Source organism: Nocardioides sp. SYSU D00065, from assembly GCF_017916425.1.
In the GTDB taxonomy this organism is placed as follows: domain Bacteria; phylum Actinomycetota; class Actinomycetes; order Propionibacteriales; family Nocardioidaceae; genus Nocardioides.
Genome location: NZ_JAFMSX010000004.1, coordinates 225,109 through 245,666, shown reverse-complemented (window position 1 = coordinate 245,666; position 20,558 = coordinate 225,109). Strand labels below are relative to the sequence as shown.

Below are 20,558 nucleotides of genomic sequence, written 5' to 3'. Positions count from 1 at the left end.
ACGATGGGTGCCCGCCCGCCCGGCCCTCCGGGCGTCAGGAGCGACGGGTGGCTCGGTCGGGTCCCGGGAGCAGCCCGGCGCGTCGTCGGGTCGCCGCGCTCGCGTGCACGCTGAACTGCGGCACCCACCGGCCCAGCGCCGCCGCCACCCACGCGACGGCCCCGAAATCCGCTGGCGACGCCCTGCCCGCGTCCCGTACGGTCCGGCCCATGACTTTCTGCGCGAAGCCCTGGTTCGTCCGCTGACGGCGGCCGAACCCGACTGAACCTCTCGTCCGCCGTCCCGGCCCTGCGCCGGGCGGCCGCGCGTGCTGCCCGGCTCCCTGACGAGCTGAGAGAACACGCATGCTTCGTGATGACCCTTCCCTGCCCTCGCAGTCTTCCGCCGCGCTGCCGCGCGGGCCGGCGGGCGCCGCGGCGCACGTGCGCGCCGAGGGCGTGACGCTGTCCCTGGGTGAGCGCACCGTCCTGTCCGGCGTCGACGTGACGGTCTCGGCCGGCTCGCGGTTGGCCGTGGTCGGCGAGAACGGGCGCGGCAAGACGACCCTGCTGCACGTCCTGGCCGGAGACCTGAACCCGGACGAGGGCGTGGTGTCGCGCACCGGCACGCTCGCCCTGGTCGAGCAGACCCTCGAGATCGCGGACGACCGGACCGTGGGGGACCTGGTCAGGGACGCCGTCGGCGACTCCCTGGCCGCCCTCGAACGACTGGACGCGGCGACCGTGGCGTTGGCGGCCGGCGAGCCCGGAGCCGAGGACGCCTACGCCGAGGCTCTGGAGGTCGCCACCGTCCTCGACGCCTGGGACGCCGAACGGCGCATCGACCTCGCCCTCGACGGGCTGGGCGCGTGCACCGACCGGAGTCGACGCCTGGCCACGCTCTCGGTCGGGCAGCGCTACCGGGTGCGCCTGGCCGTCGTGCTCGGCGCCAGCACCGACCTGCTCCTGCTGGACGAACCGACCAACCACCTGGACGCCGACGCGCTCGACTTCCTGACCCGGCGCCTCCGCGAGCGTCCCGGCGGCTTGGCCGTGGTGAGCCACGACAGGGCGCTGCTGCGCGAGGTCGCCACGACCTTCCTCGACCTCGACCCGAGCCGCGACGGTCTGCCGCGCCACTACGCCGGCGGGTACGACGGCTGGGTCGAGGGGCGTCGCCGCGAGCGCGAGCGGTGGCAGCAGGAGCATGACGCCCAGCTGGCGGAGCGCGCCCAGCTCGAGCAGGCTGCCGCCGACGCCCGAGCGCGCCTGCTGACCGGATGGCGCCCGGACAAGGGGACCGGCAAGCACCAGCGCGCCACCCGCACGGCGGGGGTGGTGCAGGCGTTCAACCGGCGGGTGGAGGAGCTGGAGCGGCACCGCATCACCGTGCCCGAGCCGCCGCGGCGCCTGTCCTGGCCGGACGCGGCGACCCGGACCGGCCGACCGGTGCTCCACGGCCGCGGCCTGACCGTGGCCGGTCGCCTCGAGCGTGCGGTGGACGTGTCCCTCACCGGCGGTGACCGCCTGCTGATCACCGGACCCAACGGCGCCGGCAAGTCGACGCTGTTGGCCGTGCTCGCCGGCCAGCTGGAGCCGACACACGGACAGCTCCGAGTGCACCGGGAAGCCCGAGTGGTGCTGCTGTCGCAGGAGGTGCCGCCCTGGAACCCCGACCGCACCGCGCACGAGACCTACCGAGCGCACGTGGACCGGCTGCTGGCGTCCGGCGGCCCGGGACAGCCTCCGTCACTGTCCGGCATGGGCCTGCTGGACGCGGCCACCCTGCGCACCCCGGTCGGACGCCTGTCCCAGGGCCAGCAGCGACGTCTGCACCTGGCGATGTGCCTCTCCTCCAGGCCCGACCTCCTCATGCTGGACGAGCCGACCAACCATCTCTCGATCGCCCTGGTCGACGAGCTCACCCAGGCGCTGATGACGACCTCGTCTGCCGTCGTGGTGGCGACGCACGACCGGCAGATGCTCGCCGACCTGGGCGGGTGGCCGCGTCTCGAGCTGGGCGCCTCCCTCGGCGAGGGTCCGCCTCATCGATGATCAGCATGTCTACGCCGCGTGAGGTTGTGAGGAGATGGTGACCACGAGGTGACCACGTCTGGCGCAGGACGACACACGCCGGGCGGACGCTCCTCGCATGAGCACGCGAAACCCTTCCCGTCGCACCCGCCGCTGGATCGAGGACTGGCGTCCCGAGGACCCCGAGTTCTGGGAGAGCACCGGCCGCAGCGTGGCGCGGCGCAACCTCGTGTGGTCGGTGTTCGCCGAGCACGTCGGCTTCTCGGTGTGGCTGATCTGGAGCGTGTCGTCGGCGTTCCTGCTGGCGCAGGGCTTCGAGTTCAGCGCCCAGCAGCTCTTCCTGCTCGTCGCGGTGCCCAACCTGGTCGGCTCGGTGCTTCGGCTGCCCTACACCTTCGCGGTGCCGCGGTTCGGCGGGCGCAACTGGACCATCGTCAGCGGGCTGCTGCTGCTCGTCCCGACGCTGCTGTTCGCGGTCGCGGTCCAGAACCCCGCCACCCCGTTCTGGGTGTTCTGCGTGATCGCGGCGACCGCGGGCGTCGGCGGGGGAAACTTCGCCTCGTCCATGGCCAACATCAACTTCTTCTACCCCTCGGACAAGAAGGGCGCGGCGCTCGGGCTCAACGCGGCGGGCGGCAACCTCGGCGTCTCGCTCATCCAGCTGCTGCTCCCGGTCATGGTCGGCGGCGCCGGGATCTTCGGCCTGGTCCAGGCCTCGGGCAGCGGGATCCACCTCGAGCGGGCGGCGTACGTCTATGCCGGGCTGGCGCTGCTCGCGACGGCCGCGGCGTGGCTGTGGATGGACAACCTCAGCACGGTCACGTCGTCGCCGCGCGAGCAGATGCAGGTCGTCAAGCAGCGGCAGACGTGGTTGCTGTCGATGCTCTACATCGGCACGTTCGGCTCCTTCATCGGCTACTCGGCCGCGATGCCGCTGCTCATCAAGCTCAACTTCTGGGTGCCGGAGCCGGCGCCGCTGGGCACCGGCATCTACTTCGCGTTCTACGCCTTCCTCGGCGCCGGCGTCGGCTCGCTCACGCGACCCCTCGGCGGCTGGCTCGCCGACAGGTGGGGCGGTGCCCGGGTGACCCTCGCGGCGTTCGGCGCGATGACCGGCTTCACCCTCGGCGTGCTGTGGACCGTCTCCCAGCTCACCGCCAACCCGGGCGCGGACCCGGCCGTCGCGCACCGCAACGCCGAGTGGTTCCCGCTGTTCCTCGGCTTCTTCCTCTGCATCTTCGCCGCGACCGGCATCGGCAACGGCTCGGTCTACAAGATGATCCCGTCGCTGTGGCGTGCAGCGGCGGAGCGGTCCACGCGACCCGGTACGCCGGAGCGTGCGGCAGCCCTCGTCACCGCCACTCGGCAGTCGTCCTCCGCGCTCGGCGTCATCGGCGCGGTCGGAGCCGTCGGCGGCTTCCTGGTGCCGTTGGCGTTCTCCGCCCCCTGGGTGGCCGACCCGCTGTCGGCGACCCGCGGCGCGTTCGCCGTCTTCACCGCCTACTACCTGTTGTGCGCGCTGATGACGTGGGCCCTCTACCTGCGTCGGCCCGTGCGGGCGCACGGCCTCGCCGCAGCGGAGATCTGATGGGCGCCGCGGTCGAGACCCACTGCCCCTACTGCTCGCTGCAGTGCGGCATGCGGCTGGAGGGCCGCCGGGTGCCTGAGGTCTCGGCGTGGGAGGAGTTCCCGGTCAACCGGGGAGCGCTGTGCCGCAAGGGCTGGTCGGCGGCCGGGCTGTACGGCGGTCGTGACCGGCTGACCTCCCCGCTGGTCCGCGACCGGGAGACCGGCGAGTGGTCGGCGGTGTCCTGGGACGACGCGCTGGACCGGGTCGCCGCGGGTTTCCGGGCCGCCCGGGCCGATCGGGGGCCGGACGGCGTCGCGGTCTTCGGCGGCGGCGGCCTCACCAACGAGAAGGCGTACTCGCTCGGCAAGCTCGCCCGTGCCGCGCTCGGCACCTCCCAGATCGACTACAACGGCCGGTGGTGCATGTCGTCGGCCGCCTCGGCCGGCATCCGCGCCTTCGGGCTGGACCGCGGGCTGCCGTTCCCGCTCGCCGACGTCGAGGAGGCCGACGTGCTGGTGCTCGTCGGGTCGAACCTCGCCGAGACGATGCCGCCGGCCGCCCGCCACCTCGACCGGCTCCGCGAGCGGGGCGGTCGCGTCGTCGTCGTCGACCCGCGCCGTACGCCGACCGCGGACCGCGCCGACCTCACCCTGCAGCCGGTCCCCGGGACCGACCTGGCGCTCGCCCTCGGGGTGCTGCACCTGCTCGTGGCCGGCGGCGCCGTCGAGGAGGACTACCTCGCCGCGCGGACGACCGGCTGGCCGGAGGTGCGGGAGTCGGTCGCCGCGTGGTGGCCCGAGCGCGTCGAGCGGGTGACCGGGATCGAGGCGCACGAGCTGCGTGCCTTCGCGGCGATGCTCGCCGGATCGCCGCGGGTCATGGTGCTCACGGCCCGCGGCGCCGAGCAGCACTCCACCGGCTCCGACACCGTCCTCGCGTGGATCAACGTGGCGCTCGCGCTGGGCATGGTCGGCAAGCGCGGTGCCGGCTACGGCTGCCTCACCGGCCAGGGCAACGGCCAGGGCGGGCGCGAGCACGGGCAGAAGGCCGACCAGCTGCCGGGCTACCGCCGCATCGACGACCCCGCCGCCCGCGCCCACGTGGCCGGTGTGTGGGGCGTCGACCCCGACACGCTGCCGGGCCCCGGGCGGTCGGCGTACGAGCTGCTCGACGCGCTCGGCACCCCCGGCGGGCCGTCCGCGCTGCTGGTGATGGGGTCCAACATCGTGGTCAGCGCGCCCCGCGCCACCCACGTGACCGAGCGCCTCGAGTCGCTGGACCTGCTCGTGGTCTGCGACGTGGTGATGTCGGAGACCGCGGCGTTGGCGGACGTCGTGCTGCCCGTCACCCAGTGGGCCGAGGAGACCGGGACCATGACGAACCTCGAAGGTCGCGTCGTGCTGCGCCAGCGGGCGATCACCCCGCCTCCGGGCGTGCGCTCGGACCTCGACGTCATCGCCGGCCTCGCCTCCCGGCTGTCGTCGGTGCCGTTCTCCACGGACCCCGAGGAGGTGTTCGCCGAGCTCGGGCGCGCGTCGGCGGGCGGGCCGGCCGACTACTCCGCGATCACCTACGACCGGATCCGCGACGAGGGCGGCGTGTTCTGGGGCGGCGAGCGCCTCTTCGCCGAGTCCTTCGCGCACCCGGACGGCCGAGCCCGGATGTACGCCGTCGAGCACCGCGGCGCCGCCGAGCAGCCCTGCGCCGACTACCCGGTCCACCTCACGACCGGCCGCGTGCTCGCGCAGTACCAGTCCGGGGCCCAGACCCGCCGCGTCCGGTCGCTCCCCGACGACGGCCCGTTCATCGAGGTGCACCCGCTGCTGGCCGCACGCCTCGGTGTCGACAGCGGTGACCCGCTCCGGGTGTCGACGCGCCGCGGCACGATGAGCGCGCCGGCGCGCGTGGTGCCGACGATCCGCCCCGACACCGTCTTCGTCCCGTTCCACTGGGTCGGCGCCAACCGGCTGACCAACGACGCGCTGGACCCGGCCTCGCGGATGCCGGAGTTCAAGGTGTGCGCGGCCCGCCTCGCGCGCGTCGAGGAGGTCGCGCAGCGACCCTCACCAGACCCGGTCGCCCGTGCCTGAGCGCGTCGTCGTGGTCGGCGGTGGCATGGCGGCCGCCCGGCTGGCCGAGTCGCTGGTCGGCGCCGACGTCCGACTGACCGTGCTCGCCGACGAGCACCACGCGCCGTACAACCGGATCCTGCTCTCGGCCGTGCTCGAGGGGACGCACCCCGCGGACGCGCTGACCCTCCGCTCGCCCGCCTGGTTCGCGGCGCAGGGCTTCGAACTCCGCCTCGGGGCGCGGGTGCTCGAGATCGACCGGACGGCCTCGGAGGTCGTCCTCGTCGACGGGGAGCGGATCGCCTTCGACCGGCTCGTGCTGGCCTGCGGTTCGATCCCCAGCCTCCCGCCGGTGCGCGGCCTGGTCCGTCGCGACGGCACGCTCGACCCGCGGGTCCACCCCTTCCGGAGCCTCGGCGACTGCCACCGGCTCGACGCGGCGCTGGGTCCGCTGGTCGAGCACGGGTTGTCCGCCGGAAACGCACCGAGAGCCGTCGTCGTGGGCGGTGGCCTGCTCGGCCTCCAGGTCGCCCGCGCGCTGTCCGTGCGCGGGGTGTCGACCGAGGTCGTCGAGGGCGCCGACCACCTCCTGGCCCGCCAGCTGGGACCGCGCGCGGGCGCCGTCCTCGCCCGCGACCTGCGCCGGCTCGGGACCGCTGTCTACACCGGCGCGCGCGCCGTCCGGCTGACGGACGCCGGGCTCCACCTCGACAACGGTGCGGTGCTGTCGACCGACCTCGTCGTGCTGACCGCCGGAGGCCGTCCGTCGACCGCGCTGGCCCGCCGCGCCGGCCTGATGGTCGGTCGCGGCGTCGTGGTCGACCGCACGCTCGCGAGCGTCACCGACGACCGCATCCACGCCATCGGCGACTGCGCCGAGCACCGCCGTCGTACGACCGGGTTCGTGGCACCCGCCTGGGAGCAGGCCGAGGTGCTCGCCCGGGTGCTGCGCGGCGAGGACGCGGAGTACGACGGCCGGCGCAGCGTCGCGCGGCTGCGCGCCACGGGACTCGACGTCGCCGTCCTGGGCGACGCCGAGGGCGCGGACGGCGACGTCGTCGAGGTGACCAACCCGATCGCCGGCTCGCACCGCCGCCTCGTCCTGCACGGCGGCCGGGTGGTGGCGGCGGCGCTCGTCGGAAACCTGTCCCGCGTCGGGCTGATCACCCAGCTCTACGATCGCGGCACCCTGCTCGGTCCGGACGAGCCGGGCCGGCTCCTGCTCCCCGAACCCGCCGACGCTCCCGCGCCCCTGCCCGACGACGCCGAGGTCTGCGCCTGCGCAGGCGTCACTGCCGGCGAGATCCGGGCGTGCAGCTCGATGGGGGAGTGCGCCGACGTCACTCGCGCGACCACCGGCTGCGGGGGCTGCGCGGACGTCGTACGCCGGCTCGTGGGCACCCTGTCCGCTGCGACCTGACCCGGGCCGCTGACCGACACCCCCGGACTCACGGGAGGCGTCCGTGAGGCCGTGCCGGCCAGTTTTCCTCCCCGAAACATTGGGCGAGGCCGCCGACAACATCGACTTCCTACCGTCCTCGACATGGGCAAGGGCAAGGGCAAGGGCATGGGCAAGGACATGAGCACGGCCGCACGCAAGCGGATCGTCGTCGTCGGGCACGGCATGGTGGGGCACCGGTTCGCCCAGGCGGCGATCGAGCGCGGCCTCACCGAGACCCACGACGTCGTGATCTTCGGCGAGGAGCCGCGCGCGGCGTACGACCGGGTCGCGCTGACCAGCTGGTTCGGCCAGGGGGCCGAGGCGCTGTCGCTGCTGCCGGGCGGCGAGTACGACGATCCGCGGGTGCGCCTGGTGCTGGACAGCGTGGTGACCGAGATCGACCGCGTGGCACGCACGGTGACCGTGGTCTCGCCGCCGTCGGCCGTCGGTGACCTCCTCGCGAACCCGGGTGCCGTCACCGTCCACGACTACGACGTCCTGGTCCTCGCGACAGGCGCGGCGCCGTTCGTCCCGCCGGTCGAGGGCCGCGGCAAGGACGGCTGCTTCGTCTACCGCACCATCGAGGACCTCGAGGCGATCCGGGCCGCCGGCGTGGCCGCGACGAGCGGGGTCGTGATCGGTGGCGGCCTGCTCGGTCTGGAGGCCGCCAACGCGCTCGTGCAGCTCGGCCTGGAGACCCACGTCGTCGAGATGGCCCCTCGCCTGATGCCCGTCCAGCTCGACGGTGCGGCCGGCTCGACGCTGGTCCGGCACGTCGAGAGGCTCGGCGTCACCGTGCACACCGGCGTGGTGACCGAGGAGATCGAGGGCGCGGAGTCCGTCACCGGGCTCCGGATGCGGCAGGCGGGGACCGAGGCGGGCGCGCCCACCGAGGTCGTCGACGCGCAGGTCGTCGTGTTCTCCGCCGGCATCCGGCCGCGCGACGCGCTGGCCCGCGAGTGCGACCTCCGGGTCGCCGAGCGTGGCGGGATCCTCGTCGACGCGCAGTGCCGCACGGCCGATCCCGCGATCTTCGCGGTCGGCGAGTGCGCCGCGCCCGGTGGCAGGATGTACGGCCTGGTCGCCCCCGGCTACGCCATGGCCGAGGTCGTCGTCGACGCCCTCCTCGACGGCCCCGGCACCTTCACCGGCGCCGACATGTCCACCAAGCTGAAGCTCCTCGGTGTCGACGTCGCGAGCTTCGGCGACGCGTTCGCCACGACCGACGGCGCGCTCGAGCTGACGTACGCCGACGCGGTGGCCGGCGTCTACAAGAAGCTCGTGGTCAGCGAGGACGGCACCCGGCTGCTCGGGGGGATCCTGGTCGGCGACGCGTCGGCGTACGGCGTCCTCCGGCCGATGGTGAGCAGCGGGATCGCGCTGCCCGACAACCCCGAGCAGCTGATCCTGCCGGTCGGCGGCGGGGTCCGGCTCGGCATGCCGGACGAGGCCCAGGTCTGCTCGTGCAACGACGTGTCGAAGGGCGACATCCTCCACGCGGTGGCAGAGCAGGGCTGCGAGGACGTCGCGGCGGTCAAGCAGTGCACCCGCGCGGGCAGCACCTGCGGGTCGTGCGTGCCGACGGTGAAGAGCATCATCGAGGACCACTTCGCGAGTGTCGGCAAGGTCGTGGAGAAGGGGCTGTGCGAGCACTTCCGGCTCACCCGGCAGGAGCTCTTCGACGTGGTGGCGGTGCACGGCTACCGGCGCTTCGACGACATCGTCGAGGCGCACGGCACCGGTCGCGGCTGCGACGTCTGCAAGCCGGCGATCGCGAGCATCCTGGCCAGCCAGACCAGCACGCACATCCTGGAGCCGGCGACGGCCGGCCTGCAGGACACCAACGACGCCTACCTCGCCAACATCCAGCGCAACGGCACCTACTCGGTGGTGCCGCGCATCCCCGGCGGCGAGATCACGCCCGAGAAGCTCATCGTCATCGGCGAGGTCGCCCGCGACCACGGGCTCTACACGAAGATCACCGGCGGTCAGCGGATCGACCTCTTCGGCGCCCGGATGGAGCAGCTGCCCGCGATCTGGCGGCGGCTGGTCGACGCCGGCTTCGAGTCCGGCCACGCCTACGGCAAGTCGCTGCGCACGGTGAAGTCGTGCGTCGGGTCGACGTGGTGCCGCTTCGGGGTGCAGGACTCGGTCGGCCTCGCGATCGCGCTGGAGCTGCGCTACCGCGGCCTGCGCAGCCCCCACAAGCTCAAGGGCGGCGTCAGCGGCTGCGCCCGCGAGTGCGCCGAGGCCCGCGGCAAGGACTTCGGCGTCATCGCGACGGAGAAGGGCTGGAACCTCTACGTCGGCGGCAACGGCGGCGCCACGCCGGCCCACGCGCGGCTGCTCGCCGGTGACCTCGACACCCCCACGCTGGTGTCGTACCTCGACCGCTTCCTCATGTACTACGTCCGCACCGCCGACCGGCTCCAGCGCACCTCCACCTGGATCGAGCACCTCGACGGCGGGCTCGACCGGGTGCGCTCGGTCGTGGTCGACGACTCGCTCGGCCTGGGCGCCGAGCTCGAGGCCGAGATGGCGCGGCACGTGGGCGGCTACGAGGACGAGTGGCGAGCGACACTGGAGGACCCGGCCAAGCTGGAGCGCTTCGTCTCGTTCGTCAACGCGCCGGACACCCCCGACCCGTCGATCGCCTTCACGACCGAGCGCGACCAGATCCAGCCGGTCCTGCCCGCGCGGATCCCGGTCGGAGCGCCGGCATGAGGACCTCCGTGGACGCCGAGCAGCCGACCGCGACCCCGGTGTGCCGGGTCGACGCCATCCCGCTCGAGGGCGGCGTCGCGGTGCTGGTCGGCGGGGAGCCGGTCGCGGTCTTCCGGACCTACGACGGAGAGGTGCTCGCCCTCGGCAACATCGACCCGTTCAGCGGGGCGTCGGTGCTCGCGCGCGGCATCGTCGGCAGCCGCGGCGACGTCCCGGTGGTGAGCTCGCCGATGTACAAGCAGGCCTTCGACCTGCGCACCGGCCGGTGCCTCGACGATGAGTCGGTGGGCGTGCCGGCGTACGCCGTCTCGGTGGTCGACGGCACGGTGCTGGTCGGCCCCGTGCTGGTCGGCCCCGTGCTGGCCGACGCGGCACGGGAGGGCGCGTGAGCGCGGCCCGACCGCTCGCGGGGTTCCGGATCGGGGTCACCGCCGCCCGGAAGGCCGACGAGCAGGTGGCCCTGCTGAGGCGCCGGGGCGCGGAGGTGGAGTGGGCGGCCGCGTTGTCCCTCGAGCCCAACCACGTCGACCTCGACGAGTTGCTGGCCGCCACCAGGGAGGTCATGGCGGGTCCGGTGGACCTGTTCCTGGCCACCACCGGGATCGGCATGCGCACCTGGCTGGAGGCGGCCACCGACGCCGGGATGTACGACGAGCTGGTGGCCTCGCTCGGCCGGGCCGAGATCCTCGCCCGCGGTCCGAAGAGCGTCGGCGTGCTGCGGCGCCACGGGTTGCGCGAGCTGTGGGCGCCGGAGTCCGAGTGCTTCGAGGACGTGCTGGCCCACCTGCGGGGCCGCGACCTCACCGGCAAGCGCATCGTCGTGCAGGAGCACGGCCAGTCGCTGTCGATGGCCGCGCACGCGCTGCGCCGCCTGGGCGCGTCGGTGGTGACCGTGCCGATCTACCGTGTCGCCTCGGCCGACGACCCGGAGCCGATGTTCGCCATGATCGACCTCATCGCCGACCGCCGGCTGGACGCCGTCACCTTCACCTCCGCGCCGGCCGTCGCGGCGCTGATGGAGGCCGCCTACTCGGTCGGCCGGCGCGACGACACCATCTCGGCCTTCCAGTCCGACGTCGTCGCCTCGTGCGTCGGCCCGGTGACCGCGGCGGCCTTCGAGATGTGGGGCGTGCCCACGATCTTCCCCGACCGCTCGCGCCTGGCCGGGATGGTCAAGCAGCTCGAGGTCGAGCTGCCCACCCGCCGCGACGGAGTCGACGTACGCCTCGCCGACGGCCGGACGCTCATCGTCCACACCGACTCGCTGCTGCTCGACGGTGTGCCGGTCGAGCTCTCCGCCGCGCCGCTCGCCGTGCTCAACGCCCTGCTGGTGAACCCCGGGTTCGTCGTCTCGCGGCGCGCCCTGCTGGCGGCGCTGCCGAGCGGGCAGGCGGGGTCCGAGCACGCCGTCGAGATGGCGGTGGCCCGGCTCCGGGCGGCCATCGGCACCAAGGCGGTCGTGACGGTCGTGAAGCGCGGCTATCGCCTGGCGGTGGAGCCGGCCGTGCGGACCCCCGGAGAGTAGGACTCGCGCGCATGGGTGCGGACCTCACCCGCCCGATCAGAGGGCGCCGCCGCACCGGCAGGCCTGGTGTCACGTCGAAGGAAGCGAGAAGCGCTGGCGGTAGGAGGTGGGGGTCGTGGCGTAGGTCGCGACGAAGTTCTGCCGGAACGTCACCACGCTCGTGAACCCGCAGGCCGTGGCGATGCGGGCTACCGGCCAGGTCGTCGTCTCGAGGAGGCGTCGCGCCTCGTCCAGGCGCCGGCCCATCACCCAACGCGCCGGGGTGGTCCCTGTGACCTCGGCGAAACGGCGGGTGAAGTGACGCCTGCTCATCCGAGCGTGGTGTGCGAGGTCGTCGACCGTGAGTTGTCGATCGAGGTGGGCCAGCGCCCAGTCGATGGTCGGCCCCAGGTGCCCGACGCCGCCGGGCAGGGGCATCGGGCGGTCGACGTACTGCGCTTGGTCGCCTTCGCGGTGTGGAGCCACGACGAGGTTGCGGGCGACGGTTGCGGCGGCGGCAGATCCCAGCTGCGAGCGAACGATGTGCAAGCAGGCGTCGATCGCGGAGGCGGTGCCCGCTGAGGTGAGGACGTCGCCGTGGTCGAGGTACAGCGCTGCTGGGTCGACCCGGACCTGGGGGCGGCGTCGTGCGAGCTCCTCGGCGGCGCCCCAGTGGGTGACGACCTCGCGGCCGTCGAGCACGCCGCTGTCCACCACGGGGAAGGCGCCCAGGCACAAGCCTGCTACGCGGCTGCCTCGGGCCTGCGCGGCACGGATCCTGCCGGCCAGAGCCGCGTCAGCGGCAGGTAGATCGGTCGGCCAGGACGGCAGCACCACCAGGTCGGCCTCATCGACCGCCGCAGGCCCCTTCACATTCTCCACCCGGGGACCTTCGACGGTCCGGATGCCACGGCCGTCCCGGGTCCACACGACCGGGTCCCACCCCTCGGCGAGGCCCTGGCGACCCACCTCGCCGAAGACCAGCAGCGGCGCGGCGAGGTGGAACATGGTGATGCCGTCGAAGGCGTAGACAGCGATCCGCATCCTGGCCCGATCTCATCGAATGTCGTCGTGCATGCCACTCACGCTACCGCGGCCGCTGAGCCATCGTGGAGTGCGCACTCATCCGTCAGGCACCAAGGAGCACCGAATGACCGCCCCACGCCGAGCACTCATCGTCGTCGACGTCCAGCAGGAGTACTTCAACGGGATCCTCCAGATCCAGGCCCCGTCACGCGACACGTCGCTCGCCAACATCGTTGCCGCACTCGAGGTCGCCCAGCAGCAGGACCTGCCCGTCGTGGTCGTGCAGCACGAGCTGCCGCAGGGGGCGCCGGTCTTCGCGCTGGACAGCGAGAGCTGGTCCCTGCACCCCCAGGTCGAGCAGCGCCTGAGCCCCGCCTGGAAGCGCGTCACGAAGTCCAAGGGCAGCGTCTTCGCCGGCACCGATGTTGCCGAGTGGTTGACCGAGCAGGGCGTCGACACCATCACGATCGTCGGGTACATGACGAACAACTGCGACATCGCCACGGCCGTGGGTGCCGAGGAGCTCGGGCTGGCCGCCGAGATCCTGTCTGACGCGACGGGCGCCATCCACCTGGCGAACGAGGCCGGCAAGGTTTCCGCGGACCAGCTGCACGAGACGCTCCTGGTGCTCCTGCACTCCAACTTCGCGGCCGTCGCACCCACTGACGCATGGGTTGCGGCCGTCACCGCCGGTAGGGCTCTGCCCAAGAGCGACCTCGGTACGTCCGCCACGCAGGGCCGCGCCGCCTTCGGCGGCTGACCGACCCGCCGACGCCACAGCGGGCAGGAGGCCGACGCCTCCTGCCCGCTGTGGGTCTGCCCGCCTGCTGCTACTTCAGGCGCACCGTCCTGGCGGGGGACGTGCTCGAGGCGTAGCTGCCGGTCGCTCGGTAGGTCGCCCGGACGACGACCTTCCTGGCCTTGAGCTGCTTGGCCTTCTTCGTCGGCACCGAGAGCACCACCTTGCCCGAGCTCGGCACGGTCACCGTCCGGGTCACCTTGACCGCGCCGCGCAACGTCACCCGGACCGTGCCGGTGGCCGGCACGCCGGCCACGGCGCCGGCGACGGTCACGGTGACTCGGACCTGCTTGCCGCGCTTCTTGGACACGGCCTTCACCCGGGTGGCCGTCGCCTTCGGCGAGACGGCGTACGCCGCCGAGCTCACCGCGGACGGCTCGGCGTCGGCCGAGCCCAGGTAGCGGGCCGAGACGACGTACGAGCCGGCGGGGAGCATGCCCGGCAGGGCGTACGACGCACGCCCGGCGCCGTCGAGCGGCAGCGAGACGGTCGTCGTACCGACGGTGACCTCCACGTCGCCGCCACCCACGGCGCCCCCGACGACGACGGCGGCCGTGGCCGACGGCGAGCCGAAGACGGACGAGGCGCTGCTCAGGGTCACGACCGTGGTGGGCGTCGCCTTGGCGAGGGTGAACGCGACCGGGGCGGACTCCGACGCCTCGGTCACCGCGGACCGCCCGAAGGCGGCCGTGAGGGCGTGGGCGCCCGCTCCGAGACCGGCCGGCACCGTCAAGGTGGCGACGCCGTCGACGGTCGGACTCGTGCCGAGCACGGTCGTGCCGTCGAAGAAGGTCACCGTGCCGTCGGTGTCGCCACCGGCGACGGTGGCCGTCAGCGTGACCGCTTGGCGAAGGGCAGGCGCCTCGGGCGAGATCGCCAGGGTCGTCGTGCTGGTGTCGCGGATGCCGAGGTCACCCGAGGCGACCCGGCCCGTGGCCGCCGCGGTCGCGGTGACCGTGAGCGCACCGCGCGGCGTCGCGGCCGGCACCGCCAGGTCGGCGGTCGCGGTCCCGGCGCCGTCGGCGAGAGAGGTCACCGACGCCAGCCCGGGGGCCGTGAAGGTGACCGCCTCGCCGGCCCGGAAGCCGGCCGAGGAGACGCTGGCCGTCGTGTCCGGGGCCGTGGTGGCCGGGACGGTCACCGTTCCGCCGTCGAGCACGCTGTCCAGCTCCGCGCAGACCGAGCCCGGGGTGCCGAACGGCGGCAGCGCGGTCGGGGTGGTCGGGGGGTTGCCGCTCGGGAGCAGGCCGTCGTCCTCACGGATGCGGGTGAACACGATCGCCTGCTTGCCCTGCACCGCGCCCGAGACGTTGATGATGCTCGCCTTGACGCTGGTCGACGCGGTCGTGCTGTCGGCCTTGTCGCCCTGCACGGCCGCGGTGACGACCTGGCAGGTCTCGCCCGGCGCGAAGGTGACCTTCTCCATGGTCGCGCCGGCGCGGGACGTGGTCGACCCGAGGAGGGAGACCCAGCCGGTCACGGGGACCGTCGCGGGCCTGTCGAGGTAGGCAGCCAGCTCGACGGTGCCCGGGGCCGACCCCTCGTCGACGCTCGGGGCGAAGACGTTCACGACCGGCTCGGTCCGGTTGTTCGCCGTGCCGACCGACGAGGACTCGAAGGCCAGGTCGGAGAGGTAGGCACCGCCGGTGGCGACGGCGTCCGCGCCCTGCGCGGCCGTGAACTGGACCTCGCGGATGTCGCTGGTGTCGAGGCCTGCGGTCGCGAGGTCGGCCACCGGCACGTTGACCTGGTGGAGGACGACCTTCTTCAGCGTGCTCGTCGCAGCGGTGCTCGCGGAGGTCGGCATCCGCACCAGGGCGTACGGGTTGAGCGCGGACACCAGGGAGCTCCAGGTCTCACCCTGTCCGTCGACGACGGTGAGGGTGAGGTCGGTGCCCGTCACGACGGACTCGTCGGCTGCCATCTTGACCGAGAGCCGCTCGAAGCCGGTCGCGTCGCGCTTGCCGGCGGGCACGGAGACCCGGATCGCGCCGGTGGCGCTGGTCCACACCAGCCGGGTGACCGGAGTGGCCGGCACGTTGCCGCCGTTGGACGCCGGGGTCCAGTGCGGCAGCTGGGAGCTCGCCATCGTGGTGCTGCACGCCGCGAGGTCCTGCGGGGTGGTGCGGCCGCTCATGCTGGCGCACGGGTTGGCGGTGGCCGTCCCGAAGGTCCGCACGAGGGACGACGCCTTCTCGAACGTCGCGATCGTGGCGCGCGAGCTGGACGGAGCCGTCGCGGTCGTGCGCACGTCCTCACCGTCCAGCGCCGCGGGAACCGCGCCGGTGCCGTCGAACATCGGCAGGAACCGGTCCTCGCCGCCGAGGGTCAGCCGGAACCACGCGGTCATGTACGACGTGCCCTGGGCGTACTGCTCGGCCGGGGTCATCCGGATGGAGGTCGCCGACACGGTCGGGTCGGTGCCGCACGTGGGCTCGGTTCGTCGAGCGGCGCTGTTGCTCCAGTCGTCGCTCACGCTGTAGGCGTACTCGCCCGGCGTCCAGACCGTGTTGTAGAAGTTGTGGTTCGCGCCCATCACCCACGTGCCGGACCGCAGCACGTCGTCGCCGTAGGCGTAGCGCGAGTCGTCGAGCATGTGCTGGCCCTGCTGGTTGGAGACGTCGCCGTCGCAGTAGGGGAGGATCACGTTCATCGGCACGTTGGGCACGGTCATCCGGCCGAAGTCGACCGGTGCGAGGGGCAGGATCGACTCGATCGCCCACGGGTCCGCCAGCGCCTGGTTGAGTGTCGCCGCCGAGGTGACGCCCTCACCGCCCCGCGAGTGGCCCATCATGCCGATCGTGCTGAGGTCGAAGCGGCCGACCAGGGTCTCCGGGGTGATCGTGTCGAGCTCCGGGGCACCGTTGACGAAGCCGGGCGCGCGCAGGGCGTACGAGGCGGATCCCTCGGTGAGCGCCCGGGCCAGGGAGACGTCGCGGTCGGTGAACGCGTCGTAGTAGCTGACCGGCTCGCCCGCGTTGGCCTTCTCGAGCATCGTCAGGGTGTCGAGCAGCAGCTGGCCGCGCGCCTGTGCGCCCTGGTCGGCGGCGAGCTCGTTGTCGTTGGAGTTGACCGCGTTGGCCGAGATCGAGACGACGGCGTAGCCGCGGCTCGCCAGCGCCCGGGCGGTGCCGTCGTAGCCGGCGTAGCTCGGGATCGACATGCGGCCGGTGTCGTACGGCGCGTCCGCGGGACCGGGCGCGGCGGTGCAGGGCCACCGGGCCGGGTTCGCCGGGGTGCCGGGGACGGCGGTGTAGCAGGAGGTGTGGCGCCCGTGCAGCAGGATCACGGTCGGGCGGGCCCCGCCGGTCGTCGGCAGGTAGACCTTGCCCTCGAGCTCGCCGCGGACCCCGCCGATGGCGGACAGCGGGATCGCCTGGTCGCCGAACTTGTAGATCGACTCGGTCCACTCGAAGTCGCCGGGTGCGCTCGGGTCGGCCTCGAGCGGGGCCACAGCGGCGGCTCCTGCCTCGGGCACCGCGACGGAGCGGGACGGCGTCCCGTCGCCGACCGGAGCCTGGCTGGCCCACCCGGCCTCGGCGGAGGTCGCGTCGAGCACCGCCGGGTCGGTCGTGAAGGTGCTGAGTGAGCGGCCGTCGGGCGACTGGGTCGCGAGGCCGATCGGCTCGCCGTCGACGACGACGGTCGGCGCGTCCGACTTCATGGGCAGCGGACCGTCGAGGTCCACGGTGACGAGATAGCCGCCGGGTGCCCGGGTGACGGCCCAGCCGTCTCCGGAGGCGGAGGTCTCGGTGGGTTCGGCAGATGCCGGTGCCGCGGCGAGCGCGGCGAGGGGGGCGACGAGGAGGGCGGCTGAGAGGCCGACTCCTGCTCGACGTCGGAGGGTGAGGCGCACGTACAACTCCTGGGGAGTTCGGTCGCACGCGGCTCGCGGCAGCGTCGACGCGAGCTGCTGGCGAGACTGAGCAGCGAGCTTGAAACGTTAAAATCGTCCGTTTACGGGCGCGTTTCGTCGCGTTGACGGTGGGGTCACGTTGCGGTCGCTCGTGTGACGATCTGGGTCCTGGGGGGTGTGCGCTGTCCTGCCTGTCATCGACTCGGAGCGCCTTCGAGCCGGCGGCCGGTCATCGGTCAGGCGGGTGACGTCCCGCCGGGGAGTGGGACTGGCGATTCGGGCGCTCGTGACGAGGGTCGCCAGATCGGGATGCCCTAGAGGCCGCCGAAGGCAAAGCTGTTAGAGGCGCGGAGCCCGGCATGTTGGGACGTGAGGGACCCTTGCCGGACGTCATGGCCAGTGGCTGTCCCGGCGCCCCTCCATGACGTCATGAGAACTACCGGTTCGAACCGCTCGAGCTCATGACGCCCTGCACGCTTCAGCCCGACGACGTTTCCGATCGCGGCACATCCCACCGAGGACGGCAGAGCGCGGCGAGCGTGGCCGCCCTCAACGCGGCATGAGCGGACGCTTTGGAAGAGCCGTCCTCCGTCTTCTATCGAGGTCGTTGCTTTCTCCGCGCGGTCAGACGGTGGACGGGCCGCCGGGCCGTCCCGGGGAGGGGTACGGCCCGGCTGCTACCTGACCCGCTGCGGGGCACACGAGACGCGCCTATCGCTGGGTCAGATGCGCTTCTCGCAGTTCCGAAGCTTCTCGCCCTGACAGACGTCGCGCTGGAGTCCACCGCTGACGCGGTCCTTTCCGGGGCCGCCGATGAGGCGGTCCCTTCCGGGGCCGCCCGCGATGGTGTCGCGGCCACGGCCGCCAACAAGGCGGTCATCGCCGCTGCTCCCTTCGATGAAGTCAATGCTAGGGCCGCCGTCGATCGTGGCCTCGTAGTTGGAGCACCGAGGCCTGACCCAATGGTCTGCGAGATCTCTGTACCTGGCCTCAGCGGAGAGGATGTCCCGGCCCTTCATTCCCTTGATTGTCGTCCGGCACGCGGCGACGGTGATGTGGTTCGCGCGGTCGGTGCCGATGACGTCGGCGCGCTTCGCGGCCGCGGTGAGGTCAGGGAAGCCGCGGACGCGGATCGAGTCCGTGACGCCCGCCTTGGTGGCCGTCACCCGGGAACGGCTCAGGTCGGCGCGCACCCGGTCGTGGCTCTCGAGGTCGAGCAGCAGTGTGTTGCGCCCGTCGCCGCCCTTGATGCGCGTCGCCTTTCCGCCCAGGTTGTTCGACTCGTAGGAGTCGTGCCCGCCGCCGAGCGCGATGTCGCGGTCATACGTCGTCGGCGCGTTGACCTTGACGCGCTCAATGCCGTCGGTGCCGCGGAACGTGAACCGTCCGTACTCGGCCGACGTAGTGAAACCGAGCTGGACGAACCGGCCCGTCCAGGTGAGCGCCGTGTCGGCGCCCGTCACCGTGTCGCTGGCGTCCATCGTGACGTCGCCGTTGGCGGATCGAACGCTCAAGATGCCGATGCCGTTACTGTCCGCGGACACCGCGCCCGGGGCCGTTTGGATGCCGCTCCAACTGACTTCGCCGGCGGCGACGACGAGGTCGATGATGTCGGCGTTCGGCCGGCCTGCCATGCCGGAGATGACGAGGCCTTCACCGCTGACGCGGACGACGTCGGCTTCGGTGTCGGTGCCGTCGACGGTGCCCGCGTAGATCGTGGAATTGTCGCGCTCGGAGGGGATGAACGTGTCGGCCCCCGCGCCGAGGACGACGATGACGCCGATAGCGTAGGTCACGCCGCCGTTCTCGCCGGTCGAGCACACCAGGTCATCGCCGCCGAGCGCGTCGACACGTATCGCGTCGTTCGTCACGATGACGTCCGCGCCCTCCGTTCCGGTGATCTGATCCCCAGGCGTCCCGACGATGGTCGCCGCCTGCCCCTGACATGTCTCGCCCGCTGCGGTGGCCGTGCCCACTGGCGCGAGCAGCGCCGCGCCTAGAAGCGCGACGGCGGCCAACCTGATCATCCTCATGAGTCCCCTTGATCGTTGACGAACCCGTATGACCACGCATCGGACCAAAAGGTTGTCACGATCCGCTGACGGAGACTGGCCCCCTGCTTGCCCTCGCTCGCTCGTCGTCAGCGGCGCACCTCGCACTGGCGTCGCTGCTCACCGCCGATGCACCGGTCCCGTCCGGAACCACCGACGAGCTGGTCGCGACCGGGACCACCGTCGAGGAGGTCGTTGCGCGAACCGCCCACGAGGATGTCGGCCCCACGGCGCCCGTACGCCGTCACCTGCATGCCGCCGCTCACCGACAGGCGGTCGCGCCCGGGACCGCCTAGGTAGGTCAGGCTGCCAGGACGCCCGGAGAACCTGACGTCCTCGACGCCCTCGTAGCGCGCACGTGTCGCGTCGTCGATCGTCACGCGCTTGCGGGGCACGTCGATGACGTACCTGGTGCCCCGCGGGAACTCCGACTTCGGCGCCCGCAGCAGGACGACGTCGCGTCGTCCGTCGCCTGCGTCCACCTCGCTCCGGGTCCTGCGGGTCAGCTCCGCCCAGATCTCGTCGTCGCCTGCTCCGCCGTGAACCGTGGCGCCGAAATGGGCGGCGAGGTGGTCGTCGCCGCCACCACCGCCGATGGCGCTCCCACGCCCGCGAGCCTCCACGTAATCCACACCGTCGTCGCCGTAGAACCGGTCCCGTCCCTTGTCCGGCGAGACGATGATGTCCTCACCGTCACCTCCGCGTACGACGTCGTCGCCCGTCCCGGACTCCATGTCGTCGTCGCCGTCCAGCGCGTGGATGCGGTCGTCGCCGGCGCCGCCGACGATGCGGTCCGGTCCGTCCGTCCCCGTCAGCACGTCGTCGTACGACGAGCCCACGATGCCGCCGGAGTAGGTCGGCACCACGATCGTGTCCGTCCCCTCGCCCGTCGCCGTGCCCGCCGAGAGGTCCACGTCGACCGGACCCGGCGCGTCCTCGTACATGATCCTGTCGTAGTCCGCCAGCCGGTCGACGTAGTCGACGGTGGCCGACGCCGGGTCGTCGCCCAGGTCGATGAAGTCGTTCCCCGGGCCCGGCACGAGCGTGTCGCCGGCGTAGCCGTCGTCGGGGGCGTAGTAGTCGTCGAGGCCGCCGAACAGCCGGTCGTCGCCCGGCCCGCCGACCAGCGTGTCGGCGTTGCCGAGCCCGCAGATCGTGTCGTTGCCCGCACCCCCGTCGATCCGGTCCTGGGCGTACGTGCCGAGGATGACGTCGTCACCCGGCGTGCCGGTGGTCGGCGTACCGGGGACGACGAGGATCGTGGGCACCTTGCCGTCACACGTCGTCTCGGCGGTCGCGGGACCAGCGGCCAGGCCCACGACGCCGAGCGGCGCCAAGGCGATCAACGAGACAGTGATGGGCATGCGTCGCATGGCTCTCCTCCAGGTGCGCCGGCCTCCGTCTGCGGGCCGTCTCGAGTGTGACGCACGTACCCGCCCGGGAGTTGTCGGCCGACGTCCTTCGCGCGGAGGCTCGACCGGATGATCATCGCGAGCAGGACTGGTG

At 72.8% G+C, this 20,558-nt stretch carries 12 protein-coding genes; 8 read left to right on the top strand and 4 right to left on the bottom strand.

Features of this window, described 5'->3' with window-relative positions; translation table 11 throughout:
- The first annotated feature begins 344 nt into the window (after positions 1-344).
- From J3P41_RS16640 to J3P41_RS16610, 7 genes are all read left to right on the top strand, one after another.
- Positions 345-2,033: an ABC-F family ATP-binding cassette domain-containing protein gene (locus J3P41_RS16640; RefSeq protein ID WP_210651607.1), complete on the top strand. Its 1,689-nt coding sequence runs from the start codon at positions 345-347 to the stop codon at positions 2,031-2,033.
- A gap of 97 nt (positions 2,034-2,130) precedes the next feature.
- Positions 2,131-3,600: an MFS transporter gene (locus J3P41_RS16635; RefSeq protein ID WP_210651606.1), complete on the top strand. Its 1,470-nt coding sequence runs from the start codon at positions 2,131-2,133 to the stop codon at positions 3,598-3,600.
- Positions 3,600-5,672: a molybdopterin oxidoreductase family protein gene (locus J3P41_RS16630; RefSeq protein WP_210651605.1), complete on the top strand. Its 2,073-nt coding sequence runs from the start codon at positions 3,600-3,602 to the stop codon at positions 5,670-5,672. The genes J3P41_RS16635 and J3P41_RS16630 overlap by 1 nt, the downstream gene beginning before the upstream one ends.
- Complete coding sequence (locus tag J3P41_RS16625; protein WP_307862043.1) at positions 5,665-7,071, top strand: FAD-dependent oxidoreductase; 1,407 nt, start codon at positions 5,665-5,667, stop codon at positions 7,069-7,071. Before J3P41_RS16630 ends, J3P41_RS16625 begins: the two co-directional genes overlap by 8 nt.
- Before the next feature lie 123 nt (positions 7,072-7,194).
- Entirely contained in the window at positions 7,195-9,816 is a 2,622-nt protein-coding gene (gene nirB / locus J3P41_RS16620) for a nitrite reductase large subunit NirB (protein WP_246862354.1), read from the top strand.
- A complete protein-coding gene (gene nirD, locus J3P41_RS16615; RefSeq protein WP_210651604.1) occupies positions 9,813-10,205 on the top strand; it encodes a nitrite reductase small subunit NirD in 393 nt (130 codons plus the stop codon). The genes nirB and nirD overlap by 4 nt, the downstream gene beginning before the upstream one ends.
- A complete protein-coding gene (locus J3P41_RS16610) occupies positions 10,202-11,341 on the top strand; it encodes a uroporphyrinogen-III synthase (RefSeq protein WP_210651603.1) in 1,140 nt (379 codons plus the stop codon). Before nirD ends, J3P41_RS16610 begins: the two co-directional genes overlap by 4 nt.
- A 69-nt stretch (positions 11,342-11,410) precedes the next feature.
- On the opposite strand, the gene J3P41_RS16605 is transcribed toward J3P41_RS16610, so the two are convergent.
- Complete coding sequence (locus J3P41_RS16605; RefSeq protein ID WP_210651601.1) at positions 11,411-12,364, bottom strand: GlxA family transcriptional regulator; 954 nt, start codon at positions 12,362-12,364, stop codon at positions 11,411-11,413.
- Between the two features lie 106 nt (positions 12,365-12,470).
- Between J3P41_RS16605 and J3P41_RS16600 the strand changes: the two genes are divergently transcribed.
- Positions 12,471-13,106 (top strand): isochorismatase family protein, encoded by a 636-nt coding sequence (locus J3P41_RS16600; RefSeq protein WP_210651599.1) that lies wholly within the window; start codon positions 12,471-12,473, stop codon positions 13,104-13,106.
- A 70-nt stretch (positions 13,107-13,176) separates the two neighbouring features.
- On the opposite strand, the gene J3P41_RS19370 is transcribed toward J3P41_RS16600, so the two are convergent.
- From J3P41_RS19370 to J3P41_RS16585, 3 genes are all read right to left on the bottom strand, one after another.
- Positions 13,177-17,001 (bottom strand): Ig-like domain-containing protein, encoded by a 3,825-nt coding sequence (locus J3P41_RS19370; RefSeq protein ID WP_210651598.1) that lies wholly within the window; start codon positions 16,999-17,001, stop codon positions 13,177-13,179.
- Between the two features lie 722 nt (positions 17,002-17,723).
- Positions 17,724-19,019: a hypothetical protein gene (locus J3P41_RS16590; protein WP_210651596.1), complete on the bottom strand. Its 1,296-nt coding sequence runs from the start codon at positions 19,017-19,019 to the stop codon at positions 17,724-17,726.
- A gap of 122 nt (positions 19,020-19,141) precedes the next feature.
- Positions 19,142-20,416: a calcium-binding protein gene (locus J3P41_RS16585; protein WP_210651594.1), complete on the bottom strand. Its 1,275-nt coding sequence runs from the start codon at positions 20,414-20,416 to the stop codon at positions 19,142-19,144.
- Positions 20,417-20,558 lie beyond the last annotated feature (142 nt).